This window comes from Cupriavidus taiwanensis, from assembly GCF_900250075.1.
GTDB classification, from domain to species: domain Bacteria; phylum Pseudomonadota; class Gammaproteobacteria; order Burkholderiales; family Burkholderiaceae; genus Cupriavidus; species Cupriavidus taiwanensis_C.
Genome location: NZ_LT977070.1, coordinates 145,209 through 170,965, shown reverse-complemented (window position 1 = coordinate 170,965; position 25,757 = coordinate 145,209). Strand labels below are relative to the sequence as shown.

The window sequence follows — 25,757 nt, the reverse complement described above, 5'->3', positions numbered from 1 at the left end:
AGACGAGGTCTGCCAGCAAACTCTTGAATTGTACTGAACGTTCAGCACAATGTTGTGAGTGTTGCCGGCCGCACGACAGCGTCCCGGCGCATGAACCAGGAGACCAGGATGCCGTATCCGACCGCCTTTGCCGCCGCCGCCACCGCGCTGGCCGCCGCCACCTTCAGCCTTGCCGGGAGCGCCGCTGCCGCCACCGCCGCGCCCGGCGCCGGCAAGCCCGCCACCGATGCCACCGCCCGCGCCAACGCCGCGGTGCTGCAGCAGCTGCCGTTCGAGGACCGGCGCGACTTCGACGCGGCGCGCCGCGGCTTTATCGGCACGCTCGACACCACCGAGATCCGCGACGCCAAAGGCAATGTGGTGTGGGCGCTGGCCCCCTACGATTTCCTCAAGCCGGAAACCGCGCCGGCCACGGTCAATCCCAGCCTGTGGCGCCAGGCCCGGCTCAACCTGCACCACGGCCTGTTCCAGGTCACGGACCGCATCTACCAGGTGCGCGGCTTCGATATCGCCAACATGACCATCATCGAAGGCGAGTCCGGACTGATCGTGATCGACCCGCTGACCGCGACGGAAACCGCGCGCGCCGGCCTCGAGCTTTACTTCCGGCACCGGCCGAAGAAGCCGGTGGTGGCGGTGATCTACACCCACAGCCATGGCGACCACTTCGGCGGCGTCAAGGGCGTCATCAGCGAGGACGACGTCAAGGCCGGACGGGTCAGGGTGCTGGCGCCGGATGGCTTCATGGAGGAAGCCGTCAGCGAGAACGTCTTCGCCGGCACCGCCATGAGCCGGCGCGCGCAGTACATGTATGGCATCAACCTGCCGCGCTCGGCCACCGGCCAGGTCGATGCCGGCCTGGGCAAGGCCGTCGCGCATGGCACGCTGACGCTGATCCCGCCGACCGACCTGATCCACAAGACCGGCGAGACCCGCACCATCGACGGCGTGCCGATCGAGTTCCTGATGGCGCCGGGCACCGAGGCCCCGGCCGAGATGCTGATGTACTTCCCCCAATGGAAGGCCTTGTGCGCGGCCGAGGACGCCACCCACAACCTGCACAACCTCTACACCATCCGCGGCGCCCAGGTGCGCGACGCCAACCAGTGGTGGCGCGCGCTGGACGAGACCATCGACCGCTTCGGCGCCCGCACCGAGGTGCTGTTCGCGCAGCACCACTGGCCGACCTGGGGCCGCCAGGAAATCGTCACCTACCTGGGCAAGCAGCGCGACGGCTACAAGTACATCCACGACCAGTCGCTGCGGCTGGCCAACCTGGGCTATGTGCCGGCCGAGATTGCCGAGCGCGTGAAGCTGCCGCCGTCGCTTGCGAGCGAGTGGCACCTGCGCGACTACTACGGCACCGTCAGCCACAACGCCAAGGCGGTGTATCAGCGCTACCTGGGCTGGTATGACGCCAACCCGGCCAACCTGAACCCGCTGCCGCCGGAAGAGGCGGGCAAGCGCTATGTCGAATTCATGGGCGGCGCGGCGCGCGTGCTGGAGCAGGCCAGCACCGCCTACGCGCGCGGCGAGTACCGCTGGGTCGCCGAGGTGGTCAAGCATGTGGTCTTTGCCGAACCGTCCAACCAGGCGGCGCGCCAGCTCGAGGCCGATGCGCTGGAGCAGCTCGGCTACCAGGCGGAATCGTCGACCTGGCGCAACGCCTACCTGAGCGGCGCCGCCGAGCTGCGCAGCGGCCCGCCCCGGACCGGCCGCCGGGCCGGCAGCCCGGACGTGCTGCGCGCGATGACCGACACCATGTTCCTGGACTACCTGGCGATCAGCCTGAACGGCGACCGCGCCGCCGGCAAGACGCTGGCGCTGAACTGGGTACAGCCGGACACCGGCAAGCGATTCGCGCTGACCGTCGAAAACGGCGTGTTCCGCTACAAGGCCGACGCGCAGCATGCTGCGCCGCAGGCCACACTGACCATGCCGCGCGCCGTGCTGATGGGCGTGCTGGCCGGCCAGGCCACGCTGCAGGCCGAGACCCAGGCCGGCCGCGCGCGCGTCGAGGGCGACCCGCAGGCGCTGGCGGCGTGGGCGGGGCTGATGGACAAGGCTGAGCCGAACTTCGCCATCGTCACGCCCTGACGGATGGCGCGCAGGCCAGGCGCGCGGCCGCTGTTGCGCACCTCGCGCCTAAAACCGCTTCCACGTGAGGGCTTTTTCCGGCGTGTGGCATAAACCGTTGCGTGGATGCTGCGGACGGTGGTCCGGGGAGCCGCTGCCGCCCCATTTTTTCATGGTTAACCCTTCCTTTAGGGGGCCGCCTCTACGAATCCGTGTCATTGATGAAACAACCCCGCGCGGGCTCGCCGGATAATGCACGCGGCAGTTACCGAAAGAGGAGTAAGAGGATTATGAAATCGACCTATAAGAAGATGCTGGCCGCGGGCGCCGTGATGGCGCTGACCGGAGCCGCACACGCGCAGTCCGCGGGCAGCAATATCGTCAGCATGGGCTGGTTCCGCGTGATGCCGAACAGCTCCGCCGATCCGCTGACCGTGGACAGCATCAGCGGCCGCCCGGTAGGCATCACCCGGCCGAATACCGGCGCGGAAATCGAGGCCGCCGACACCCTGGGCCTCGCCTTCACCCACTACTTTACCGACAACATCTCCGGCGAGATCGTCGCGGGCATTCCGCCGAAGCATGATGTCAAGGGCACCGGCAACTACGCCCAGTACGGCAAGCTCGGCTCGGTCAAGCAGTGGAGCCCGGCGCTGGTGGTCAAGTACCACTTCTTCGACGCCAAGACCAAATTCCGACCCTATGTCGGCATCGGCGTGAACTACACCTGGTTCACCGACGAGACCATTACCAACCAGAACTTCGTCAACCACGAGTTCGCGCCGGGCGCGCGCATGACCGCGAGCGCCAAGCCGTCGTGGAATCCGGTGTTCAATATCGGCGCCAACTATGCCATCAACGAGAAGTGGTTCGTCGGGCTGTCGGTGTCCTACGTGCCGCTGTCGACCCGGGCGTCGTTCACCACCCAGGCGGGACCGGTGACGATCCAGTCGCACACCAAGATCAAGATCGATCCGGTGGTGACGTACCTGAACGTGGGCTACCGCTTCTGAGCGCGGCATACGGCAGGCTGAAGAAAAGGGCGCCGGGGGCGCCCTTTTTGCTGGCGAGGCGACGGCTCAGGCCACCGACCTGACCGGATAGCCGGCGTCCTCGATCGCCTCGCGCAACGCCTGCGCGTCGGCGGCACTGTCGACGCGCACGGACTGGGCCGGCACGTCCGCGCTGACGCGCGCGGCGGGGTCGACGGCGAGCACCGCGCGCGTGATGGCGCCGACGCAGTGGTTGCACGTCATGCCTTCTACCTGGAACTGGATCATGTTGGAACACTCCTGAACGGGATGGAAACGCGGCATCGGGCCGCGACAGACACAGTTTGAACCTTGCCACGATGGGAAGCGCAAGGGGAAATTTCTGCTGCTGAGGTGGCGCCGGCGGCATCTGCAGCAGGGCTTGACCTTCCAATCATGGTAAGGTCCATGATGCTGACATCGACACTGTGGATGACTCAGAACCATGCCAGATTCCAGCGCTGTGCTCGCTTCCCAACCGGTCCGCACGGACCTCAACCCGCCCGCCGACGCCATGCCGGAGTGGCGGCTGCCGGTCGAAGGCATGACCTGCGCCTCCTGTGTCGGACGCGTCGAAAAGGCCCTGGCCAAGGTGCCGGGTGTGCGCGACGTGGCCGTCAACCTGGCCACCGAGGCCGCCACGCTGCGCGCGGCGTCCGCCGCGGTGCTGCCCGCCGCCGCGCGGGCCGTGGCCGACGCCGGCTACGCCGTGCCCCACGACACGATCGCACTGCATATCGCCGACATGACCTGCGCCTCGTGCGTGGCGCGGGTCGAAAAGGCGCTGCGCGCCGTGCCGGGCGTGGTCGAGGCCACCGTCAACCTGGCGACCGAGCGCGCCAGCGTGACGCTGCTGCGCGGCGCCACCGATGCCGCGGCGCTGGCGGTCGCGGTCGCGCGCGCCGGCTATGGTGCGACACCGGTGGCGGATGCGGCGCAGGCGGGCGCCGGGGCCCGGCCCGGCCAGCCGGGGCAGGCTACGCGTCCCGCCTTCTGGGATGGCCCCTGGCCGGTGGCGATCTCGGCGGCGCTGTCGTTGCCGCTGGTGGCGCCGATGGTGCTGGAATGGTTCGGCGTGCACTGGATGCTGCCGGCGTGGGTGCAGTGGCTGCTGGCCACGCCGGTGCAGTTCGTGTTCGGCTGGCGCTTCTACAAGGCGGGATGGAAGGCGGTGCGCGCCGGCGCGGGCAATATGGACCTGCTGGTGGCGCTGGGCACCACGGCCGCCTATGGGTTGTCGCTGTGGCTGATGTGGCGCACGCCAGCCGATGCCATGCCGCACCTGTACTTCGAGAGCGCGGCGGTGGTGATCACGCTGGTGCGCCTGGGCAAGTGGTTGGAAACGCGTGCCAAGCGCCAGACCGCCGATGCCATCCGCGCGCTGGCGGCGTTGCGTCCCGACACCGCGCGGGTGCGGCGCGGCGGCCTCGAGCAGAGCGTGCCGCTGTCCGCCGTGACCGTCGGCGATGAAATCGTGGTGCGGCCCGGCGAGCGCATCCCGGTGGACGCCGAGGTGGTCGAAGGCACCAGCCATGCCGACGAATCGATGCTGACCGGCGAAAGCCTGCCGGTGCCGAAGCAGCCCGGCGACCGCATCACCGGCGGCGCCATCAATTTCGAAGGCCTGCTGGTGGCACGCACCGTGGCGGTGGGCGCCGAGACCGTGCTCGCGCGCATCATCCGCATGGTCGAGCACGCGCAGGCGGCCAAGGCGCCGATCCAGCGCCTGGTCGACCGGGTCAGCGCGGTGTTCGTGCCGGTGGTGCTGGCGATTGCGCTGGTGACCGTGCTGGGCTGGGGCCTCCTTGCCGGCGACTGGGAGGCGGCGCTGCTCAATGCCGTGGCGGTGCTGGTGATCGCCTGCCCGTGCGCGCTGGGGCTGGCCACGCCCACCGCGATCATGGCCGGCACCGGCGCCGGCGCGCGCGCCGGCATCCTGATCAAGGACGCCGAGGCGCTGGAAGTGGCGCACCGGGTGGGGGTGGTGGCGTTCGACAAGACCGGCACGCTGACGGTGGGCAAGCCCGAAGTGGTGGCGCTGCATGCGGCCGATCCTGCCGACGCCGACGGCAGCGCGTTGCTGGCGCTGCTGGCCGCGCTGCAGGCCGGCAGCGAGCATCCGCTGGCGCGGGCCGTGCTGGCCGCGGCGCAGGCGCGCGGCATCGCCGTGCCACCGGCCAGCGGCGTGCAGGCCCTGCCGGGCCGCGGCATTGCCGGCGTGGTCGACGGCCAGGCCCTGCAACTGGGCAGCGAGCGCCTGCGCGTGTCGCTGGGCGCGCCGGCCGGCGCGCTGGCCGCGATCGCGGATCAGCTGCAGTCGGAAGGCCGCACCGTGTCGTGGCTGGTGCAGACCACGCCGCCGCGCGTGGCCGGGCTGGTTGCGTTCGGCGATGCCATCAAGCCGGGCGCGCCGGCGGCGATCGCCAGGCTGCGCGCCGCCGGCGTGCGCACGGTGATGCTGACCGGCGACAACGCCGGCGCCGCGGCGCGCGTGGCGCAGGCGCTGGGGCTGGACGACGTGCAGGCCGAAGTCCTGCCCGAAGACAAGGCGGCGCGGGTGCAGGCTCTGGGCCGCGATGGCGCGGTGGTGGCGATGGTGGGCGACGGCATCAACGATGCGCCGGCGCTGGCCGCGGCCGATGTCGGCATTGCCATGTCGACCGGCACCGACGTCGCCATGCACGCCGCCGGCATCACGCTGATGCGTGGCGACCCGGCGCTGGTGGCCGATGCGCTGGCGGTCTCGCACCGCACCGTGCTCAAGATCCGCCAGAACCTGTTCTGGGCCTTTTTCTATAACGTGGTGGGGATCCCGCTGGCCGCGGCCGGCATGCTCAATCCGGTGGTGGCGGGCGCGGCGATGGCGTTCTCCAGCGTCAGCGTGGTCGGCAATGCGCTGCTGCTGCGCCGCTGGCATGCCCAGGCCGGCACCGCCGCCGCGGGGGCGTCCGCCGCTGCGCAAGGAGTCGAAAAATGAATATCGGCGAAGCGGCACAGGCCTCGGGCGTATCGGCCAAGATGATCCGCCACTATGAATCGATCGGGCTGGTGGCGGCGCCGCCGCGCACCGAAGGCGGCTACCGCCGCTATGACGAACGCGCGGTGCATACCTTGCGCTTCGTGCGGCGGGCCCGTAATCTGGGATTTTCGCTCGACGAGATCCGCAACCTGCTGTCGCTGTGGCACGACCGCGACCGCGCCAGCGCCGACGTCAAGGCGCTGACGCTGCGGCACGTGGCCGACCTGGAGCAGCGCATCGCCGAACTGGCGGCGATGCGCGACACGCTGCGCGAACTGGCGCAGCACTGCAGTGGCGACGACCGGCCGGACTGCCCGATCCTGGCCGACATGGCGCAGCCTGACGTGCCGGCCTGCCACGGCTAGGCGATGGTCAAGCGAGGGTTCAAGCCCCGGTTGTAGCCATGGCAGGGCCGGCACGCGCCGGCGCAGCGGACTCCATAACAACAACGATCGCTGGCGTCGCGCCTGGCCCGCGCGCGCCTGCAGGAGACCTGTGCAAATGGAACAGCCGATGACGGACGAGCCGGCCCTGGCCGGCGTTGCCAGCAAGCCCGCCGCGAGCCCGGCGGGGACCCATGCGCCGGTGCAGAGCCGCCAGCGCATGCGCGACGGCACCGAACTCTTGCTCCGCACCTGGCAACCCGACCCGGCACGCTTTGCCGAACCGCTCGGCTCGGTGCTGCTGGTGCACGGACTTGCCGAACACGCCGGCCGCTACCAGCATGTCGCCGATCTGCTGTGCGGCCTGGGGCTGCGCGTGCGCGCCTTCGACCTGCGCGGCCACGGCGCCAGCGGCGGCGCGCGCATGGTCGCGGACCATCCGGACGCGTACCTTAACGACCTCGCCGAAATCTACGATGCCGCGGTGCCGGGCTGGCATGAATTGCCGATCCTGCTCGGCCACAGCATGGGCGGGCTGATCGCGGCGCGCTTTGCCACCGCGCGGGTGCGGCCGGTGCGCGCGCTGGTGCTGTCGTCGCCGGCCCTGGCACTGCGGCTGTCGCGGCCGGCGCTGGCGCTGCACCGCGTGCTGCTGACGCTGGCGCCGCGGCTGCGCGTGCCCAATCCGATCGATGCGCGGCACCTGTCGCATGACCCGGCGGTGGTCGCCGCCTACCGCGCCGATCCGCTGGTGCAGACCACCATCACCGCCGGCGTGCTCGAAGGATTTATCCGCGGCATGGCGCAGGCGCAGGCCGACGCGGCGCTGCTGGAGGCGCCCATGCTGATGCTGGTCGGCGGCGCCGATCGCGTGGTCGACCCGGCCGGCAGCCGCGCCTTCTTCGACAGCGCGCCGCCCGACCTGCGCGAACAAGTCTGGTTCGACCAGGGCTACCACGAGATCTTCAATGAAGCGCAGCCGCTGCGCGGCGAAGTGTTCGCGGCACTGACAGGCTGGCTGCAGCGCCGGCTGGAGCGCCCGCAGCGCTAGGTACGGAATACGGACTCGGCCACGCCGAACACCGCCGCAACCACCGGGTCGTCGCGGCGCGCGGCCAGGCAGACCAGCGTCAGCTCGGTCTGCACCGAGACCCCTTCGACGATCACCAGGCCGTGCGCATGCGACTCGCGCAGCGCGATCGCATCGCGCACCAGCGACAGCCCCACGCCGGAGCGCACCAGGTCGCGCATCGACGCTTCCTGGTCGACGTGCGCCACCTTGGGCACAGTGGCCGGATCCACGCCTGCCTGTGCGAAATGCGCCGACAGCAGCCGGTTGTGCGCCGACTCGGGCGGGGTCCAGATCCATGGCAGCGTCGCCAGTTGCGCCCACGAGCGCAGCGCGGTGCGCTCCTTCCAGCCTTTGGGCGCGACTACGTAATACGAGAACGGCGTCAGTGTCAGCGCATGGAAGCCTGCTTCGGATGGCTGGCCAAGGTAGAAGCCCACATCGAGCGCGCCGCTGCGTATCTGCTGCAGCACCCAGCCCGACATGCCGTGGCGCAGCTCGGTGCCGATCTGCGGATGGCGCTCGACCAGCATGCGCAGCATCGGGCCCAGCCGGGTGAATTCCGGATCGAGGATGGTGCCGATCGCCAGCCGCCCGCGCACGGTGTGATGCATGGCGTTGACGGTGTGCTGCAGGTCGCCCACGCCATCGAGGATGCGCTCGGCCAGCGGCAACAGCGCGGCGCCATCGGCGGTCAGCGTCAGGCCCGCCGCGGTGCGCTCGAACAGCCGGATGCGCCACGCCGACTGCAGCGCCTTCAGCTGCAGGCTGACCGCTGGCTGCGTCAGGTGCAGGCGCTGTGCGGCGCGGGTCAGGTTGCCTTCGCGCGCGACGGCGACAAAGGCGCGCAGGTGATGGAGGTCCACGGGGCGGAAGCAGTAAGGTGTTGCGCCGCAATATTTTGCGCGGCTTATATTGCGATTGACGATAAATCATTGGACGGGGCCGCGCAACTGCACCAAGCTTGCGCTCAACCATGGCCCAGAGTCTTGTGCCGCACGGCATACGTGGGGCGGCCGGTGCGCGACGCTGCGCGGCAGCGTCTTCACCGGACGCAAAGATGGATCGGGCTGACCGAGCGGGCCGCAGCGCCCGGAGAACCAGCATTCAGGAGCGGAAGTGGAAGACATCCTTGCAGAGGCCAGCGCGGTGCAGGCCATCATCGGCCACAGCATTGCGGGCCGGCAGACCCGTGGCGCCTCGCAGCGCCTGGCCGACGTATTCAACCCCGCCACCGGCGAAGTGTCCGCGCGCGTCGCGCTGGGCACCGCGCAGGACGTGGCCGATGCCGTCGCCGCCGCCAAGGCCGCCTTCCCGGCGTGGGCCGACACCCCGCCGCTGCGCCGCGCGCGCATCCTGTTCAGGTTCAAGGAACTGCTGGACCAGCATCACGACGACCTCGCCGCGCTGATCACGCGCGAGCACGGCAAGGTGTTCTCGGATGCCAAGGGCGAGGTCACGCGCGGCATCGAGGTGGTGGAGTTCGCCTGCGGCATCCCCAACCTGCTCAAGACCGATTTCACCGACAACATCGGCGGCGGCATCGACAACTGGAACCTGCGCCAGCCGCTGGGCGTGGTGGCCGGCATCACGCCGTTCAACTTCCCGGTGATGGTGCCGATGTGGATGTTCCCGGTGGCGCTGGCGTGCGGCAATACCTTCGTGCTCAAGCCGTCCGAGCGCGATCCGTCGCCGAGCCTGCTGATAGCGGATTTGCTGCGCCAGGCCGGCCTGCCCGACGGCGTGTTCAACGTGGTGCAGGGCGACAAGGAAGCGGTCGACGCGCTGCTTGCGCATCCGGACGTGCAGGCGCTGTCGTTCGTCGGCTCGACCCCGATCGCCGAGTACATCTACACCGAAGGCACGAATCACGGCAAGCGCGTGCAGGCCCTGGGCGGGGCCAAGAACCACCTGGTGGTGATGCCCGACGCGGACCTGGACCAGGCCGTCGACGCGCTGATCGGCGCGGCCTTTGGCTCGGCCGGCGAGCGCTGCATGGCGATTTCGGTGGCGGTGGCGGTCGGCGAGGTGGCCGACCAGCTGGTGCCGCGCCTGGCCGAACGCGCGCGCGCGCTGAAGATCCGCAACGGCATGGAGGCCGATGCCGAGATGGGGCCGCTGGTCACCGGCGCGCACAAGGCCAAGGTCGAAGGCTATATCGCCAAGGGTGTGGCCGAGGGCGCGACGCTGGTGACCGATGGCCGCGGCCACCGCGTCGAGGGGCACGAGAACGGCTTCTATGTCGGCGGCACGCTGTTCGACCATGTGACGCCGGAGATGACGATCTACAAGGAAGAGATCTTCGGCCCGGTGCTGTCGGTGGTGCGGGTGCATGACTTTGCCGAGGCGGTGGCGCTGATCAACGCGCACGAGTACGGCAACGGCGTGTCGTGCTATACCAGCGACGGCGGCATCGCGCGCGCGTTCGCGCGGCAGATCCAGGTCGGCATGGTCGGCATCAACGTGCCGATCCCGGTGCCGATGGCGTGGCATTCGTTCGGCGGCTGGAAGCGCTCGCTGTTCGGCGACCACCATGCCTATGGCGAAGAGGGCGTGCGCTTCTACACGCGCTACAAGAGCGTGATGCAGCGCTGGCCTGATTCGATTGCCAAGGGCGCGGAGTTCACCATGCCGGTGGCGAAATAAACCCGACCATCACCATAACAAGCGCCATGGAGACATTCGACTACATCATCGTGGGGGCCGGTTCGGCCGGCTGTGTCCTGGCGAACCGGCTGACGCAGGACCCGGACGTCAGCGTGCTGCTGCTGGAAGCCGGCGGCAAGGACGATTACCACTGGATCCACATCCCGGTGGGCTATCTCTACTGCATCGGCAACCCGCGCACCGACTGGCTCTATCGCACCGAAGCCGAAGCGGGGCTGAACGGGCGCTCGCTGGGTTATCCGCGCGGTCGCGTGCTGGGCGGCTGCTCGTCGATCAACGGCATGATCTACATGCGCGGCCAGCGCGAGGACTATGACGAGTGGGCGCGGCTGACCGGCGACGACGGCTGGCGCTGGGACAATGTGCTGCCGCTGTTCAAGCGCAGCGAAGACCATCACCGCGGCCCTAGCGAATTCCACGGCGCCGGCGGCGAATGGCGCGTGGAAGGGCAGCGGCTGCGCTGGGACATCCTGGAGCGCTTTGCCGACGCCGCCGAGCAGGCGGGCATCCCGCGCACCGACGACTTCAACCGCGGCGACAATTTCGGCGTCGGCTATTTCGAAGTGAACCAGCGCCGCGGCATCCGCTGGAATACCGCCAAGGCGTTCCTGCGGCGGGCCTCGGAGCGGCCCAACCTGACCATCGTCACCGGCGCGCAGGTGAGCGGGCTGAGCTTCGACGGGCGCCGCTGCACCGGCGTCAACTATCTGGGCGGCGGCGGCGCGCACGCGGCGGCGGCCACGCTCGAGGTGATCCTCGCCGCCGGCGCGGTCAACACGCCGCAATTGCTCGAGCTGTCCGGCATCGGACAGGCCGAACGGCTGCAGGCGCTGGGCATTCCGGTGCGCCACGCGCTGCCGGGCGTGGGCGAGAACCTGCAGGACCACCTGCAGCTGCGCAGCGTGGTCAAGGTCAACGGCGTGCGCACGCTGAACACGCGCGCCGCCAGCCTGTGGGGCAAGTTCTGCATCGGCGTGCAGTACGCCTTCAACCAGAGCGGGCCGATGAGCATGGCGCCATCGCAGCTGGGCGCGTTCGCGCGCTCGGATCCGGCGCAGTCGCGGCCGAATATCGAGTACCACGTGCAGCCATTGTCGCTGGACAAATTTGGCGATCCGCTCCACGCCTTCAACGCCTTTACCGCCAGCGCCTGCAACCTGCGCCCGACCTCGCGCGGCAGCGTGCATGCCGGCAGCGCTGACTTCCGCCAGGCCCCGGTGATCGCGCCCAACTACCTGTCGACCGACGAGGACCGCAAGGTCGCCGCCGATTCGATCCGGCTTACGCGCCGCATTGTCGCGTCGCCGGCGCTGGCACCGTACCGGCCCGAGGAATGGCTGCCGGGGCCAGCCTTCCAGAGCGACGAGGAACTGGCCGAGGCCGCCGGCAATATCGGCACCACCATCTTTCATCCTGTGGGCACCTGCAAGATGGGCCGCGCCGACGATCCCATGGCGGTGGTCGACCATCGGCTGCGCGTGCTGGGGGTGCAGGGGCTGCGCGTGGTCGATGCCTCGGTGATGCCGCTGATCACCTCGGGCAACACCAACTCGCCGACCATCATGATTGCCGAGCGCGCCAGCGACATGATCCGCGAAGACCGCCGGCAGCGCGGCCTGGCCACCGACGTGGCAAGCCCGGCGCAGGCGCTGGCGCAAGCCAGTCCGGTGCCGGTGACAGCGGCTACAAGCGCTTGAAGCGCCACGCCACATGATCGCCGGCGGGGCGGTGATCATGTGGTCTTTGCGGCGCTTGTGCGGCCGCCAAAAAACTGACACTTGGTTCATGTTTCATAGTGCAAACCCCGATGTTTTGCGATGCAACAGGCGCACACAATAGACGCCTCACAGGGTGCTTCGGCCGCACATGCCATGCCGCCGCCGCAACCCGCGCGGGAGCCGCCCCGCACAGATAAAACCCGCGGGCATGGCCGGCAACCACGGCGAGCCTGACGGAACAAGCGGCAGTAAGGGCCTACAAGGCCGGTTCGGACCATTGTCAGTGCCGGGCATCACCCCGGCAGTACAGCAAGAGGGCGGGCAGGAGACATGAACCAGCAGGAAACCATCCTGGAAACGCGGAACCTCACCAAGGAGTTCAAGGGGTTCACGGCGGTGAGCGACGTCAACTTGCGGGTGCGCCGCGGCTCGATCCATGCGTTGATCGGCCCCAACGGCGCGGGCAAGACCACTTGCTTCAACCTGCTCACCAAGTTCCTGGAGCCGACCACCGGCACCATCCTATTCAACGGCATCGACATCACGCGGGAAAAGCCGGCGCAGATCGCGCGGCGCGGCGTGATCCGCTCGTTCCAGATCTCGGCGGTGTTCCCGCACCTGACGGTGATGGAGAACGTGCGCATCGGCCTGCAGCGGCAACTGGGCACGGCGTACCAGTTCTGGCGCAGCGAGCGATCGCTCGACGTGCTCAACGCCCGCGCCATGGAGCTGCTCGAGCAGGTCGGCCTGACCGAGTTCGCGGATACGCTCACGGTGAACCTGCCGTACGGTCGCAAGCGCGCGCTGGAGATCGCCACCACGCTGGCGATGGAGCCCGAGCTGATGCTGCTCGACGAACCCACGCAGGGCATGGGCCACGAGGACGTGGACCGCGTCACGCAGCTGATCAAGCAGGTCTCGGCGGGGCGCACCATCCTGATGGTGGAGCACAACATGAGCGTGGTCTCGTCGATCGCCGACAAGATCACGGTGCTGCAGCGTGGCGCGGTGCTGGCCGAAGGCCCGTATGCGGAAGTGTCGAAGGACCCGCGGGTGATGGAGGCCTACATGGGCACCGCCGACGCGGAACTGCAGGGCGCGCACTGAGGCCGGGGACGACACCATGAGCACAGCCAATACTCCCGCCCTGGAAATCAAGGGCCTGCACGCCTGGTACGGCGAATCGCACATCTTGCACGGCGTCGACCTGACCGTGAACCCGGGCGAGGTGGTCACGCTGCTGGGCCGCAACGGCGCCGGGCGCACCACCACGCTGCGCGCGATCATGGGCCTGACCGGGGCGCGCAAGGGCTCGATCCGGGTCAATGGCCACGAGACCATCGGCCTGCCCACGCACAAGATCGCGCACTACGGCATCGGCTATTGCCCGGAAGAGCGCGCCATCTTCTCCAGCCTCTCATGCGAAGAGAACCTGATGCTGCCGCCGCAGCTGAAAGGCAAGGACTCCGGCATGAGCGAGGCCGAGATCTACGAGATGTTCCCGAACCTGAAGGAGCGCCGGCAGAGCCAGGGCACGCGCCTGTCGGGCGGCGAGCAGCAGATGCTGGCGGTCGGGCGCATCCTGCGCACCGGCGCCAACCTGCTGCTGCTCGACGAGATCTCGGAAGGGCTGGCACCGGTGATCGTGCAGGCGCTGGCGCGCATGATCCGGATGCTCAAGCAGAAGGGGTACACAGTGGTGATGGTGGAGCAGAACTTCCGCTTTGCCGCGCCGCTGGCGGACCGCTTCTACGTGATGGAGCACGGCACCATCGTCGAACGCTTCGCGGCCAGCGAGCTGCAGGCCAAGATGCCGGTGCTGCATGAATTGCTCGGGGTCTGATCCGCGCAATGCGGGTCGATGGTTGCTTGTTGGCAGGAACGGGTGGCGCGCACGCCGCCGCAAATCAGGAGACACGGAAATGAAAAAGACTCGGCTCGCGGCCGCGATGGCGGCCATTGCCATGGGTGCGGTGTCCTTCGGCGCTGCCGCACAGGTATCGGGCGACACCGTCAAGATCGGCTACATCACCGACATGTCGGGCCTGTATGCCGATATCGACGGCCCCGGCGGCCTCGAAGCCATCAAGATGGCGATCGAGGACCGCGGCGGCAAGGTGCTGGGCAAGCCCATCGAGATCGTCTCGGCCGACCACCAGAACAAGGCCGACATCGCCGCCTCGAAGGCGCGCGAATGGATGGACCAGCAAGGCCTGGACATGCTGCTGGGCGGCACCAACTCGGGCACCGCGCTGGCGATGAACAAGGTCGCTTCGGAGAAGAAGCGCGTCTACATCAACATCGGCGCCGGCACCGCGCGCCTGACCAACGAAGAGTGCTCGCCGTACACGGTGCACTATGCCTATGACACGGTCGCGCTGGCCAAGGGCACGGGCAGCGCGGTGGTCAAGCAGGGCGGCAAGTCGTGGTTTTTCCTGACCGCCGACTACGCCTTCGGCCACTCGCTCGAAAGCGACACCGCCGCGGTGGTCAAGGCCAACGGCGGCACGGTGGCGGGGCAGGTGCGCCATCCGCTGTCGGCGTCTGACTTCTCGTCGTTCCTGCTGCAGGCGCAGTCGTCCAAGGCGCAGATCCTGGGCCTGGCCAACGCCGGCGGCGACACCATCAACGCGATCAAGGCGGCCAAGGAATTCGGCATCACCAAGTCGATGAAGATCGCCGGCCTGCTGATGTTCATCAACGATGTGCACAGCCTCGGGCTGAAGAACACCGAAGGCCTGCTGATGACCGACAGCTGGTACTGGGACATGAACGACGACACCCGCAAGTTCGCCAACCGCTTCTTCGGCAAGATGAAGAAGATGCCGAGCAGCCTGCAGGCCGCGGACTACTCGGCGGCCAGCACCTACCTGAAGGCCGTCGAAGCCGCCAAGACCGACGATCCGGACAAGGTCATGGCCGAGCTCAAGAAGATGAAGATCAACGACTTCTACACCAAGGGCTATATCCGCCAGGACGGCCGTGGCATCCATGACATGTACCTGATGCAGGTGAAGACCGCGGCCGAGTCGAAGAAGCCGTGGGATTACCTGAAGGTGGTCGCGACCATCCCGGGCGACCAGGCCTTCACCACGGTGGCCGAGTCGAAGTGCGCCATGTTGAAGAAGTAAGCAGGAAGGCCGGCTTGGGCGATTAACGAGCCGGCAGTTTTGTTCCCCTCTCCCGCGAGCGGAAGAGGGGCAGGGGTGAGGGCTTGAGCGTCAAAGGCTGAGGTCGGGTGGGCTGACACCGTTGGCCTTGCCGGGGCCGCCATGCCCGAATACACCGAAGGCTTCGCTTGATGTGGTTCCTCGCTAAACCGCCCCTCACCCCAACCCTCTCCCCGTGAGGGGAGAGGGAGAACACCTTGCGCAGGCTAGCTCGGGCGGCTTTGGCGCACCCAAAACCGTTGGCTCCGCTTGGTGTCTGCCAACAACCAGAATCGATGCCCATGGACATCTTCGGAATCCCTTTGCCGGCCATGCTTTCCCAGCTCTTGCTGGGGCTGGTCAACGGCGCCTTCTATGCGATGCTGAGCCTGGGCCTGGCGGTGATCTTCGGCCTGCTCAACGTCATCAACTTCGCGCACGGCGCGCTCTTCATGCTCGGCGCGGTGCTGGCCTGGATGGGCATGGAGTACGCCGGGCTGAACTACTGGCTCATGCTGCTGTTGTCGCCGCTGGTCGTCGCCGCGCTGGGCGTGGTGATCGAGAAGACCATGCTGCGCTGGATCTACAAGCTCGACCACATCTACGGCCTGCTGCTGACGCTGGGCATCACGCTGGTGATCGAGGGCATCTTCCGCTCGGTCTATGGCGTGTCGGGCCTGCCGTACCAGACCCCGGACGCGCTGCAGGGCGCGACCGACCTGGGCTTCATGATCCTGCCGAACTATCGCGCCTGGGTGGTGGTGGCGTCGCTGGTGGTGTGCTTCGCCACCTGGTACGTGATCGAGAAGACCAAGCTGGGCGCCTACCTGCGCGCCGGCACCGAGAACCCCAAGATGGTCGAGGCCTTCGGCGTCAACGTGCCGCTGATGGTGACGCTGACCTACGGCTTCGGCGTGGCGCTGGCCGCGTTTGCCGGCGTGCTGGCCGCGCCGGTGATCCAGATCTCGCCGCTGATGGGGCAGAACCTGATCATCATCGTGTTCGCGGTGGTGGTGATCGGCGGCATGGGTTCGATCATGGGCTCGATCCTGACCGGCTTAGGGCTGGGCGTGATCGAAGGCCTGACCAAAGTGTTCTATCCGGAAGCATCGTCGACCGTGGTGTTCTTCATCATGGTGATCGTGCTGCTGCTGCGCCCGGCCGGGCTGTTCGGCAAGGAGAAGTGATGAGCGCACCCTCCACATCATCGACGCCAGCCACCGTGGCGGCCAATGCAGGCAAGGCAGGAAAGGGACAAGGCGTGCAGAAGAAACTGTTGTACGGATTGCTGCTGCTGGCATTGCTGGCGGCGCCGCTGGCCGGGGCGTATCCGGTGTTCGTGCTCAAGGTGCTGTGCTTCGCGCTGTTTGCATGCGCCTTCAACCTGCTGATCGGCTACACCGGACTGCTGTCGTTCGGCCATGCGGCCTTCTTCGGCGGCGCCGGTTACGCTGCCGGCCATGCCATGAAGGTGTGGGGCGTGACGCCCGAGATCGGCCTGATCCTGGGCACCGGCACGGGCGCGCTGATCGGCTACGTGGTGGGCTCGCTGGCGATCCGGCGCCAGGGCATCTACTTCTCGATGATCACGCTGGCGCTGGCGCAGATGCTGTTCTTCATCTGCCTGCAGGCGCCGTTCACCGGCGGCGAGGACGGGCTGCAGGGCATTCCGCGCGGCAAGCTGTTCGGCGTGCTGCCGTTGTCGGATGACCTGACGCTGTACTACGTGGCGCTGGCCATCATCGTCGCCGCCTTCGCGCTGATCGTGCGCACGGTGCATTCGCCGTTCGGCCAGATCCTGAAGGCGATCAAGGAGAACGAGCCGCGCGCGGTGTCGCTGGGCTATGACGTCGACCGCTTCAAGCTGACCGCGTTCGTGCTGTCGGCGGCGCTGTCGGGGCTGGCGGGATCGATCAAGGCGCTGGTGCTGGGCTTCGAGACCCTGACCGACGTGCACTGGTCGATGTCGGGCTCGGTGATCCTGATGACGCTGGTCGGTGGCCTGGGCACATTGTCGGGCCCGATCGTCGGCGCCTTCGTGATCGTCGCGCTCGAGAACAAGCTGGGCGATATCGGCAACTTCCTGGCGTCGGTGACCGGGATCTCGTGGTTCGGCACGCTGGGAGAGTCGGTGACGATGGTGACCGGCGTGATCTTCGTGATCTGCGTGCTGACGTTCCGCCGTGGCATCATGGGCGAGCTGCTGGCGCGCTTCGGCGGACACGCCGGGCGCAAGGAGTGACCGCGGGTCGACATGCCCGATTCTGGGGCTAGGGTTTTTTCTAGCTTGTCCTCCATGCACCGCTTCGTTACATTCCATATACGGTTTTCGCAGGTTAAATGGAGGCGGAAGCGAGGAGACGACAGGCGCGCACCCGGTGTCGGGTAGCAGCGTTATAAATAAAGGGCGTTGCCGGGTGATCCTCGGCAACGCTTTTTTCATTGGGGCTCCCCCTCCGCCAGTGACGCTTTCGCCCTGTTTTGGGGCACTCATGCCGCATCGGCATCACCTGGCGGCCTCACGCATGCGACAATGCGGGCGCTCCTTGCTGCCCGCCCATGTCCGCCACCGATCCCCCTGATCCATCCCCAACTGTCCCGCTTGCGGGCGGCCAGGTCGCGCCGCAGGTCCGGGTACGCCTGGGGCAGCGCGCCGATGCTGCCCGGATGTCGGACTGGCTGGACCAGATCCAGCCCTTGCCCGTGCCCGCCGCGCGCGCACGGGAGCTGATGCTGGCCGAACTGCTGGCCCAGTCCGGGCGCGGCATCTGCCTGCTGGCCAGTGGCGCGCCGGACGGCGATGCTCCGCTCGCCTGCCTGCCGGTGGCCCTGCTGCCCAGCCTCGAGCTGGCGGGCCTTGCGGCCTGCGCCAGCGAGTGGTGGGTACGGCCTGAACTTGACGGGGCCACCCGCCGTGCCTGCCTGGAAGCCTGCTGTGCCACGCTGGCCGAGTGGGGACGCGCGCACGGCATCCGCCACGCGCTGCTGTCGCCGGGGCTGGTAGCCGGCCACGGCGGCGCGCCGCCCGGCTTCTGCCTGCATGTCAACGGCATGTGGCACCGCAGCCTGGTGCCGGCGGCCAAGGTACTGGGCTGATCCGCCGCGTCCGGCCGTGCGCCGGCGCCGCTGTCCCGGCTTTCCTGCCTTTCCCTTTTTCCTTCCCCCTTTTCGCTTTTCTGCAATGACGGAATTCGCATTCCTGGCGGTTGCCGCCTTTCTCGCCGGCCTGATTGACGCGGTCGCCGGCGGCGGCGGGCTGGTCCAGATCCCGGCGCTGTTCTCGGCCTATCCCAACCTCGCCCCGGCCACGCTGCTCGGCACCAACAAGGTCGGTTCGATCGCCGGCACCGCCAGCGCGGCGCTGCGCTACGGCCGCAGCGTGCGCATTTACTGGGGCGCGACCGCGCCGGCCGTGGTGGCGGCCTTTGCGTGCTCGATGGCCGGTGCCTGGGCGCTGACCATGATCCCGGCCGAGCCGCTGCGCAAGGCGCTGCCGTTCGTGCTGGTGGCGCTGCTGGTCTACACCGTTGCCAAGAAGGACCTGGGTGCCGAGCACGCGCCCACGCTGAGCGGCTGGGGCGAACGCGGCGCGGCGCTGCTGGCCGGTGCCGTGCTGGGCTTCTATGACGGCGTGTTCGGGCCGGGCACCGGCAGCTTCCTGATGATCGTGTTCGTGCGGGTGTTTGGCTATGACTTTCTGCACGCGGCGGCGTCGACCAAGCTGGTCAACCTGGCCACCAACCTGGCGGCACTGCTGCTGCTCGCCAGCAAGGGCCATATCTGGTGGCAGCTGGGCCTGGTGATGGCGGTGGCCAACGTCGCCGGCAGCCAGGTGGGCAGCAAGCTGGCGCTGCGCCATGGCAGCGCCTTCGTGCGCAAGGTATTCATCGTGGTGGTCAGCGCGCTGATCCTGAAGACCGCCTGGGACGCCTTCATCCGCTGACGGCAAAGCCAGGCTGGGCGCGCGATGCGGGTTAATCCTCGCTGTTCGCGCCAGGGCGCTGTGATAGACTCGATCCGCATTCCCGACCGCACGGTCGGTGAATCGCCGAAGCGCCTTTCCGGGGGAGTGGCGTGGACGGGAAATGGGGAGCGGCCCGGTGTCGCTCCTGGTTGTAGCGCAGGTGCCGGCGATGTGCCTGCGTTGACCCGAGGGGTCCAAAAAAAAAAGGGGCATCCGCCGGCGGACGCCGGACGGATGCCTTTCCGTTTCAGGAACCGAAGGAGACAAGATGGATTTCAAGCGCGCCAGCCTGCTGGCAATCGCTGTGGCCAGCCTGGTTGCCGGGGCCGCCCAGGCGCAGGTCAAGGTCGGGGTGACGGTGTCGGCCACCGGTCCGGCGGCATCGCTGGGCATTCCGGAAAAGAACACCTTCACGCTGATGCCCAAGGAGATCGCGGGCAAGAAGATCGAGTACATCGTGCTGGACGATGCCTCGGACACGACCACGGCGGTCAAGAACACGCGCAAGCTGATCAGCGAAGACAAGGTCGACGTGATGGTCGGTTCGACCGTCACGCCCAATTCGCTGGCGATGGTCGACGTGGTGGCCGAGAACGAGACCCCGATGATCACCATGGCGGCCTCGGCCCGCATCATCGAGCCGATGGACGCCAAGCGCGCGTGGGTCTTCAAGACCCCGCAGAACGACTCGCACATGGCCACCGCCATTGCCGAGCACATGAGCAACAACAACGTGAAGACGGTGGCGTTCATCGGCTTCGCGGATGCCTATGGCGATAGCTGGGCGCAGGAATTCGCCAAGGTCGCGGAGCTGCGCAAGATCAAGGTGGTTGCCAACGAGCGCTTCGCCCGCACCGATACCTCGGTCACCGGGCAGGTGCTGAAGATGATGGGCGCCAATGCCGACGCGGTGCTGATCGCCGGCTCGGGCACGCCCGCGGCGCTGCCGGCCAAGACGCTCAAGGAGCGCGGCTACAAGGGCAAGATCTACCAGACCCACGGCGTCGCCAATGCCGACTTCCTGCGCGTGTGCGGCAAGGACTGCGAAGGCACCTTCCTGCCGGCCGGCCCGCTGCTGGTGGCCGAGCAACTGCCCGACAGCAATCCGGTGAAGAAGCCGGCGCTGACCTACAAGACCGCCTACGAGAAGGCCTTCGGCGGACAGGTTTCGACCTTCGGCGGCCATGCCTGGGATGCGGGCCTGATCCTGCAGCACGCCATTCCGGAAGCGCTGAAGAAGGGCCAGCCGGGCACCAAGGAGTTCCGCAAGGCACTGCGCGATGCCATGGAGCAGACCAAGAACCTGCCGGTGTCGCACGGCATCATGAACATGAGCGCCACCGACCACCTCGGGTTCGACCAGCGCGCCCGCGTGATGGTGCAGATCGTCGACGGCAAGTGGAAGTTGCTGAAATAAGCGGCTGAAATAAGCGGCTGACCCCGCGTCTGGCGCCGGCCGGCACGGCCTGCCGGAGTCGCAGTGAAGCAGGGCGCATGGCTGACCATGCGCCCTTTGTTCTGGTGCCGGCCGGGTGACTGCGCGCGCAACCTAGGGTTGCTCTGTATTTCCGCATTGCGCAACCCGTTTACTATTTCGTAACCCGAAGCGCACCACCCTGTCGGCCCGTCGGCGCCCCGCTGACCCCGTTCGATGCAGGCAGGTTTTCCAACAAGACGGGGAGACAATGGACCTATCAATCGCCGCCATCCTGGCGCAGGACGGCATCACCTCGGGCGCGATCTACGCGTTGCTGGCGCTGGCGCTGGTGCTGGTGTTCTCGGTGACCCGCGTCATCTTCATTCCGCAGGGCGAATTCGTTGCCTATGGCGCACTGACGCTGGCGGCAATGCAGGCCGGGCACGCACCGCAAACCAGCTGGCTGCTGGTGGCGATGGGCGTGCTGACCTTTCTCTACGAGACCGTCACCGTGCTGCGCAGCGCCGAGCTGCGGCGCACGCTTGGCCAGAGGCTGGCGGTGCTGGCCGGCAAGTACCTGGTGTTCCCGCTGGCGGTGCACTGGGTGGTGCAGCAATATGGCGCGCAGCCGCTGCCGATGCTGGCGCAGGTCGCGCTGACGCTGCTGATCATCATCCCGCTCGGGCCGATGCTGTACCGGCTGGCCTACCAGCCGCTGGCCGAGGCCAGCACGCTGGTCTTGCTGATCGTATCGGTGGGCGTGCACTTCGCGCTGGTCGGCCTGGGTCTGGTGATGTTCGGCGCCGAGGGCTCGCGCACCAATCCGTTCTCGGATGCGCGCTTCGAGGTCGGCGCGCTCAGCATCTCCGGGCAGAGCCTGTGGGTGGTGGCGGTGTCGGCCCTGCTGATCGGCGCGCTGTACTTTTATTTCGAACGCACGCTGCAGGGCAAGGCACTGCGTGCGACCGCGGTGAACCGGCTGGGCGCGCGCCTGGTCGGCATCGGCACCACGCAGGCGGGGCGCCTGTCGTTCACGCTGGCGGCGGCGATGGGCGCGCTGTGCGGCATCCTGATCGCGCCGCTGACCACGGTGTACTACGAGTCGGGCTTCCTGGTGGGGCTGAAGGGCTTTGTCGGCGCCATCGTCGGTGGGCTGGTGAGCTATCCGGTGGCGGCGCTCGGCGCGCTGCTGGTGGGCCTGCTGGAATCGTATTCGTCCTTCTGGGCCAGCGCGTTCAAGGAGGTCATCGTCTTCACACTGATCATTCCGGTGCTGCTGTGGCGCTCGCTGACGAGCAAGCATGTCGAGGAGGAGGAATAAGCCATGACCATGCTGACCGACAAGCAGGCCGGCGTGGCCGGTGCCGAAGCCGGCAGCCGCGCGCGGCTGAACCGCAACCGGGTGCTGGTGCTGGCGCTGATCGCGGTGCTGGCGCTGCTGCCGGTGCTGCCGACGCCGGAGTTCTGGATCACGCTGGGCAACTACATCGGGCTCTACAGCATCGTCGCGATCGGGTTGGTGCTGCTCACCGGCGTGGGCGGCATGACCTCGTTCGGGCAGGCGGCGTTCGTGGGACTGGGCGCCTACAGCACCGCGTACCTGACCACGCAGTTCGGGCTGTCGCCGTGGTTCGGGTTGCTGGTGGGGCTGGTGATCACGATGGCGTCGGCCTATGTGATCGGGCTGATCACGATGCGCATGTCCGGGCACTACCTGCCGCTGGCGACCATCGCCTGGGGCCTGTCGCTGTTTTTCCTGTTCGGCAACCTGGAGTTCCTGGGCAAGTATGACGGGCTGAACGGTATCCCGGTGCTGTCGTTCTTCGGCATCGAACTGCAGTCCGGGCGTTCGATGTTCTACCTGATCTGGGCGGTGGTGCTGCTGGCGGTGCTGGCGATGCAGAACCTGCTGAACTCGCGTCCGGGTCGCGCCATCCGCGCGCTCAAGGGCGGCGGCGTGATGGCCGAGGCCATGGGCGTGAACACCGCGTGGATGAAGGTGGTGATCTTCGTGGTCGCGGCGATCCTGGCATGCGTGTCGGGCTTCCTGTACGCACACCTGCAGCGCGCGGTGAACCCGACGCCGTTCGGCCTGAACTATGGCATCGAGTACCTGTTCATGGCCGTGGTCGGCGGCGTTGGCCACGTGTGGGGCGCAGTATTGGGCGCGGGCATCCTGACCATCCTGAAAGACGTGCTGCAGGGCGTGCTGCCCAAGCTGCTCGGCGCCAATGGCAACTTCGAGATCATCGTCTTCGGCGTGCTGCTGGTGCTGCTGCTGCAGTACGCGCGCGATGGCATCTGGCCGTTCCTGCGGCGCCTGGTGCCGGCCGGACCGCCGGTGCTGGCGCCGGGTCAGGCCGCGGGGCTGGCGGTGCGCCAAAAGCCCGAGACGGGCGAGCTGATCCTGGACGTGCGTGCCGCGCGCAAGCAGTTCGGCGGGCTGGTCGCGGTCAACGATGTCAGCTTCCAGGTGCGCGCCGGCGAAATCATCGGCCTGATCGGCCCCAACGGCGCGGGCAAGTCCACTACTTTCAACCTGGTGACCGGCGTGCTGCCGGTGTCCGGCGGCGAGGTGCGCTACCGCGGCGAAGTGATCTCGGGCCTGCCGTCGCGAGAGATCGTCAAGCGCGGCATCGGCCGCACCTTCCAGCATGTGCACCTGCTGCCGACCATGACGGTGCTCGAGAACGTCGCCATCGGCGCCCATCTGCGCGGCGACTTCCGCGCGCAGGGCGGCGTCTGCGCGGCGATCCTGCGCATGAACAAGGCTGAGGAAGAAAAGCTGCTGTTCGAGGCCAAGCGCCAGCTGGAGCGCGTCGGCCTGGCCGACTGCATGTACATGGAAGCCGGCAGCCTGGCGCTGGGGCAGCAGCGCATCCTGGAAATCGCGCGCGCGTTGTGCTGCGACCCGGCCCTGCTGCTGCTCGACGAGCCTGCCGCGGGCCTGCGCTACAAGGAGAAGCAGGCGCTGGCCGAACTGCTGCGCAAGCTGCGCGGCGAAGGCATGAGCGTGCTGCTGGTCGAGCACGACATGGACTTCGTGATGAACCTCACCGACCGGCTGGTGGTGATGGAATTCGGCTCGCGCATCGCCGAGGGCGTGCCCGACGAGGTGCAGAAGAACCCGGCGGTGCTGGAAGCCTACCTGGGCGGCGTGGAGTAACGGAGCGACAGAGATAGCGACATGAGCCTGATTCTGGAAGTGAAGGACCTCCACGTCCGCTACGGCAAGGTGGAAGCAGTGCACGGCGCCAACCTGAAGGTCGAGGCCGGCCGCATCGTCACCGTGATCGGCCCCAATGGCGCCGGCAAGTCGACCATGCTCAATGCCATCATGGGCGCGCTGCCGGTGACCGGCTCGTCCAGCGGCACGGTCAGCTACCTGGGCCATGACATGGCCGGCATCCCGGTGGAAGGGCGGGTCGCGCGCGGCATGTGCCTGGTGCCGGAAAAGCGAGAGCTGTTCGCCTCGATGACGGTGGAGGACAACCTGCAGCTGGGCGCCTTCCGCCGCAAGCGCGCCGGCGACAAGCATTACCTGGATCAGATGGACGTAGTCTACGACCTGTTCCCGCGCCTGCGCGAGCGCGCGCGCCAGGACGCCGGCACGCTCTCCGGCGGCGAGCGCCAGATGCTGGCGGTGGGCCGCGCGCTGATGGCCAAGCCGCAGTTGCTGATGCTGGACGAGCCCAGCCTTGGCCTGGCCCCGCTGATCGTCAAGGAGATCTTCCATATCATCAGCAACCTGCGCCAGACCGGCGTGGCCACGTTGCTGATCGAGCAGAACGCGCGCGCGGCGCTGCAGGTGGCGGACTACGGTTACGTCATCGAGACCGGCGACATGGCGATGGAAGGTCCGGCCGACGAACTGGCGGCGAACCCGAAGGTGATTGAAACCTACCTTGGGCTGGCAAAGAAGGCAGCTTAAGGGCCGTTGTGTTCGCCGCAGGAATGGGGGTCCGCATCAGCGGGCCCTTTGTTATTGCTCTTGTGAATAACTTTGGGGATAACCAGATTTCACGGGGGCTTTTACCTTCCAGCTCGGGACGATAGGCATCCATGCCTGTTTCCATTCGCGGGATGGATGGAGCCGAAAATCAATCCGACGAAAACATCCATGGTGATAATATCGCGGCGATCAACATTCGTGTGATTGATGTTGATGTTGCTATCCATCGTTGCTCTAGTCATACGCTGAATAATTTGGCGTTCTCCCTGGCCGTATCCGCGCTTGCAGTTTCCAGCAGCCATGCGCGAAAGCAATTCAACGCTGCATGGTCGCGCCGCTCCCTGGGCGCGCACAGAAAATAGCCGCGTTGCAGCGTAATCGGCAGGTCAAACGGCGCCACCACGCGTCCCGCCGCAATTTCCTCGCGCACCAGGCAGCGCTGCAGCACGGCCACGCCCATGTCGGCACGCACCGCCTGGATCAGGATCGAGACCTGGTCGAACGCTGTGGATAACCGGGGCGCAGCGTTGGGTACGCCGGCGGCCTGCAGCCAGTTTTGCCAGTTCGCCGGCGCGGTGGTGTGGTAGAGCAGGGGCTCGTCCAGCAACTCGGCCGGAGACTGCCAGCGGCCGGCCTCGCGACGGGCGCGCGCGCGGTCCGGGTGGCAGACCGGCACCATTTCCCGACCGACCACGTAGTCGGCCTGCAGGCCAGGCCACTTGCCGGCTTCACCGGCCAGGATGGCGGCGTCGGGCGAGGGGCCGGACAAGTCTTCGTCGCGCTGGTAGGGGACGAAGTCGAGCCGGATCTCCGGGTGGCGACGGTGGAAATCCGGCAGCCGCGGCACCAGCCAGACGCTGGCGAGAGTGGGCACCACCGACAGGGTCAGATGGTGGCGGCGGTCGCCGGCGCGCAAGGCGGCGCTGGCGTGTTCGATGGCGGCGAGCGGCTCGGCCACGGCATCCAGCAGTTGCCGGCCGGCGTCGGTCAGTCCCAGCCGGTGCGCATTGCGTTGCAGCAGCGGCTGGCCGAAATGCGCTTCCAGCCGGGCGATGGCGCGGCTGATCGCTCCCTGCGTCACGCACAGTTCCTCCGCCGCGCGCGTAAAGCTGCCAAGCCGCGCCGCGGTGGCAAAGGCGTGCAGCTCGGACATCGAAGGGGAATGCAACCGCATGGCGGAAGGAGGGGCGGAGAGCGGGGCAGGGCGGTTTTCCCGCCCCTCGCGCAAGGATGATCTTTGGTAATGCAAAGGTGCAATATAGTCGTTTGCGCCCGGCTGGTAAACGGCTGACACTCGCCCGGTTCATGCACA

At 67.7% G+C, this 25,757-nt stretch carries 21 protein-coding genes; 18 read left to right on the top strand and 3 right to left on the bottom strand.

The window, feature by feature from the left end; genetic code table 11:
* The first annotated feature begins 108 nt into the window (after positions 1-108).
* Both CBM2588_RS00805 and CBM2588_RS00800 read left to right on the top strand, forming a co-directional pair.
* A complete protein-coding gene (locus CBM2588_RS00805; RefSeq protein WP_115678945.1) occupies positions 109-2,097 on the top strand; it encodes an alkyl/aryl-sulfatase in 1,989 nt (662 codons plus the stop codon).
* A gap of 269 nt (positions 2,098-2,366) precedes the next feature.
* Positions 2,367-3,089: an OmpW/AlkL family protein gene (locus tag CBM2588_RS00800; RefSeq protein WP_115678944.1), complete on the top strand. Its 723-nt coding sequence runs from the start codon at positions 2,367-2,369 to the stop codon at positions 3,087-3,089.
* Positions 3,090-3,155: 66 nt separating this feature from the next.
* Here the strand turns inward: CBM2588_RS00800 and CBM2588_RS00795 are convergent, their stop codons facing one another.
* Positions 3,156-3,356, bottom strand: a complete 201-nt coding sequence (locus CBM2588_RS00795) for a heavy-metal-associated domain-containing protein (protein WP_115678943.1) — start codon at positions 3,354-3,356, stop codon at positions 3,156-3,158.
* Positions 3,357-3,552: 196 nt separating this feature from the next.
* Between CBM2588_RS00795 and CBM2588_RS00790 the strand changes: the two genes are divergently transcribed.
* The 3 genes from CBM2588_RS00790 (at position 3,553) to CBM2588_RS00780 (ending at position 7,560) form a co-directional block, all read left to right on the top strand.
* Positions 3,553-6,084, top strand: a complete 2,532-nt coding sequence (locus CBM2588_RS00790) for a heavy metal translocating P-type ATPase (protein ID WP_115678942.1) — start codon at positions 3,553-3,555, stop codon at positions 6,082-6,084.
* Positions 6,081-6,491 (top strand): Cu(I)-responsive transcriptional regulator, encoded by a 411-nt coding sequence (cueR, locus tag CBM2588_RS00785; RefSeq protein ID WP_115678941.1) that lies wholly within the window; start codon positions 6,081-6,083, stop codon positions 6,489-6,491. Before CBM2588_RS00790 ends, cueR begins: the two co-directional genes overlap by 4 nt.
* A gap of 136 nt (positions 6,492-6,627) precedes the next feature.
* Complete coding sequence (locus CBM2588_RS00780; protein WP_115678940.1) at positions 6,628-7,560, top strand: alpha/beta hydrolase; 933 nt, start codon at positions 6,628-6,630, stop codon at positions 7,558-7,560.
* On the opposite strand, the gene CBM2588_RS00775 is transcribed toward CBM2588_RS00780, so the two are convergent.
* Positions 7,557-8,444 (bottom strand): LysR family transcriptional regulator, encoded by an 888-nt coding sequence (locus CBM2588_RS00775; protein ID WP_115678939.1) that lies wholly within the window; start codon positions 8,442-8,444, stop codon positions 7,557-7,559. The genes CBM2588_RS00780 and CBM2588_RS00775 overlap by 4 nt on opposite strands.
* 283 nt (positions 8,445-8,727) lie before the next feature.
* Between CBM2588_RS00775 and CBM2588_RS00770 the strand changes: the two genes are divergently transcribed.
* From CBM2588_RS00770 to CBM2588_RS00710, 13 genes are all read left to right on the top strand, one after another.
* Positions 8,728-10,224, top strand: coding sequence for a CoA-acylating methylmalonate-semialdehyde dehydrogenase (locus CBM2588_RS00770; protein ID WP_439897437.1), 1,497 nt, complete (start codon positions 8,728-8,730; stop codon positions 10,222-10,224).
* Positions 10,225-10,250: 26 nt separating this feature from the next.
* The gene (locus tag CBM2588_RS00765; RefSeq protein ID WP_115678937.1) at positions 10,251-11,942 is read left to right on the top strand and encodes a GMC family oxidoreductase; all 1,692 of its coding nucleotides are present in this window, start codon (positions 10,251-10,253) and stop codon (positions 11,940-11,942) included.
* Between the two features lie 351 nt (positions 11,943-12,293).
* The gene (locus CBM2588_RS00760) at positions 12,294-13,070 is read left to right on the top strand and encodes an ABC transporter ATP-binding protein (RefSeq protein ID WP_115678936.1); all 777 of its coding nucleotides are present in this window, start codon (positions 12,294-12,296) and stop codon (positions 13,068-13,070) included.
* A gap of 16 nt (positions 13,071-13,086) precedes the next feature.
* Positions 13,087-13,806 carry an ABC transporter ATP-binding protein gene (locus tag CBM2588_RS00755; RefSeq protein WP_115678935.1) on the top strand — a complete coding sequence of 240 codons (720 nt, stop codon included), beginning with the start codon at positions 13,087-13,089 and terminating at the stop codon, positions 13,804-13,806.
* A 79-nt stretch (positions 13,807-13,885) separates the two neighbouring features.
* Complete coding sequence (locus CBM2588_RS00750; protein ID WP_115678456.1) at positions 13,886-15,094, top strand: ABC transporter substrate-binding protein; 1,209 nt, start codon at positions 13,886-13,888, stop codon at positions 15,092-15,094.
* 320 nt (positions 15,095-15,414) lie between these two features.
* Positions 15,415-16,299, top strand: a complete 885-nt coding sequence (locus CBM2588_RS00745) for a branched-chain amino acid ABC transporter permease (protein ID WP_025586111.1) — start codon at positions 15,415-15,417, stop codon at positions 16,297-16,299.
* Positions 16,299-17,354 (top strand): branched-chain amino acid ABC transporter permease, encoded by a 1,056-nt coding sequence (locus CBM2588_RS00740; RefSeq protein WP_231942081.1) that lies wholly within the window; start codon positions 16,299-16,301, stop codon positions 17,352-17,354. Before CBM2588_RS00745 ends, CBM2588_RS00740 begins: the two co-directional genes overlap by 1 nt.
* A 317-nt stretch (positions 17,355-17,671) precedes the next feature.
* A complete protein-coding gene (locus CBM2588_RS00735) occupies positions 17,672-18,208 on the top strand; it encodes a hypothetical protein (protein WP_115678934.1) in 537 nt (178 codons plus the stop codon).
* Positions 18,209-18,293: 85 nt separating this feature from the next.
* Entirely contained in the window at positions 18,294-19,055 is a 762-nt protein-coding gene (locus CBM2588_RS00730) for a sulfite exporter TauE/SafE family protein (protein WP_115678933.1), read from the top strand.
* A gap of 289 nt (positions 19,056-19,344) precedes the next feature.
* A complete protein-coding gene (locus CBM2588_RS00725; protein ID WP_115678932.1) occupies positions 19,345-20,493 on the top strand; it encodes an ABC transporter substrate-binding protein in 1,149 nt (382 codons plus the stop codon).
* Between the two features lie 268 nt (positions 20,494-20,761).
* Positions 20,762-21,814 carry a branched-chain amino acid ABC transporter permease gene (locus CBM2588_RS00720; protein ID WP_092316787.1) on the top strand — a complete coding sequence of 351 codons (1,053 nt, stop codon included), beginning with the start codon at positions 20,762-20,764 and terminating at the stop codon, positions 21,812-21,814.
* A gap of 3 nt (positions 21,815-21,817) precedes the next feature.
* Positions 21,818-23,659 (top strand): branched-chain amino acid ABC transporter ATP-binding protein/permease, encoded by a 1,842-nt coding sequence (locus tag CBM2588_RS00715; RefSeq protein WP_115678931.1) that lies wholly within the window; start codon positions 21,818-21,820, stop codon positions 23,657-23,659.
* A gap of 21 nt (positions 23,660-23,680) precedes the next feature.
* A complete protein-coding gene (locus CBM2588_RS00710) occupies positions 23,681-24,424 on the top strand; it encodes an ABC transporter ATP-binding protein (RefSeq protein WP_115678930.1) in 744 nt (247 codons plus the stop codon).
* 259 nt (positions 24,425-24,683) lie between these two features.
* Here CBM2588_RS00710 and CBM2588_RS00705 read toward each other — a convergent pair whose 3' ends face one another.
* The gene (locus CBM2588_RS00705; protein ID WP_115678929.1) at positions 24,684-25,619 is read right to left on the bottom strand and encodes a LysR substrate-binding domain-containing protein; all 936 of its coding nucleotides are present in this window, start codon (positions 25,617-25,619) and stop codon (positions 24,684-24,686) included.
* Between the last annotated feature and the right edge of the window lie 138 nt (positions 25,620-25,757).

Bases quoted from the DNA above. Each gene is read 5' to 3' on its own strand.
- CBM2588_RS00805 (WP_115678945.1), top strand. From the start codon at position 109: ATGCCGTATCCGACCGCCTTTGCCGCCGCCGCCACCGCGCTGGCCGCC.
- CBM2588_RS00800 (WP_115678944.1), top strand. From the start codon at position 2,367: ATGAAATCGACCTATAAGAAGATGCTGGCCGCGGGCGCCGTGATGGCG.
- CBM2588_RS00795 (WP_115678943.1), bottom strand. From the start codon at position 3,356: ATGATCCAGTTCCAGGTAGAAGGCATGACGTGCAACCACTGCGTCGGC.
- CBM2588_RS00790 (WP_115678942.1), top strand. From the start codon at position 3,553: ATGCCAGATTCCAGCGCTGTGCTCGCTTCCCAACCGGTCCGCACGGAC.
- cueR (WP_115678941.1), top strand. From the start codon at position 6,081: ATGAATATCGGCGAAGCGGCACAGGCCTCGGGCGTATCGGCCAAGATG.
- CBM2588_RS00780 (WP_115678940.1), top strand. From the start codon at position 6,628: ATGGAACAGCCGATGACGGACGAGCCGGCCCTGGCCGGCGTTGCCAGC.
- CBM2588_RS00765 (WP_115678937.1), top strand. From the start codon at position 10,251: ATGGAGACATTCGACTACATCATCGTGGGGGCCGGTTCGGCCGGCTGT.
- CBM2588_RS00760 (WP_115678936.1), top strand. From the start codon at position 12,294: ATGAACCAGCAGGAAACCATCCTGGAAACGCGGAACCTCACCAAGGAG.
- CBM2588_RS00755 (WP_115678935.1), top strand. From the start codon at position 13,087: ATGAGCACAGCCAATACTCCCGCCCTGGAAATCAAGGGCCTGCACGCC.
- CBM2588_RS00750 (WP_115678456.1), top strand. From the start codon at position 13,886: ATGAAAAAGACTCGGCTCGCGGCCGCGATGGCGGCCATTGCCATGGGT.
- CBM2588_RS00745 (WP_025586111.1), top strand. From the start codon at position 15,415: ATGGACATCTTCGGAATCCCTTTGCCGGCCATGCTTTCCCAGCTCTTG.
- CBM2588_RS00740 (WP_231942081.1), top strand. From the start codon at position 16,299: ATGAGCGCACCCTCCACATCATCGACGCCAGCCACCGTGGCGGCCAAT.
- CBM2588_RS00735 (WP_115678934.1), top strand. From the start codon at position 17,672: ATGTCCGCCACCGATCCCCCTGATCCATCCCCAACTGTCCCGCTTGCG.
- CBM2588_RS00730 (WP_115678933.1), top strand. From the start codon at position 18,294: ATGACGGAATTCGCATTCCTGGCGGTTGCCGCCTTTCTCGCCGGCCTG.
- CBM2588_RS00725 (WP_115678932.1), top strand. From the start codon at position 19,345: ATGGATTTCAAGCGCGCCAGCCTGCTGGCAATCGCTGTGGCCAGCCTG.
- CBM2588_RS00720 (WP_092316787.1), top strand. From the start codon at position 20,762: ATGGACCTATCAATCGCCGCCATCCTGGCGCAGGACGGCATCACCTCG.
- CBM2588_RS00715 (WP_115678931.1), top strand. From the start codon at position 21,818: ATGACCATGCTGACCGACAAGCAGGCCGGCGTGGCCGGTGCCGAAGCC.
- CBM2588_RS00710 (WP_115678930.1), top strand. From the start codon at position 23,681: ATGAGCCTGATTCTGGAAGTGAAGGACCTCCACGTCCGCTACGGCAAG.
- CBM2588_RS00705 (WP_115678929.1), bottom strand. From the start codon at position 25,619: ATGCGGTTGCATTCCCCTTCGATGTCCGAGCTGCACGCCTTTGCCACC.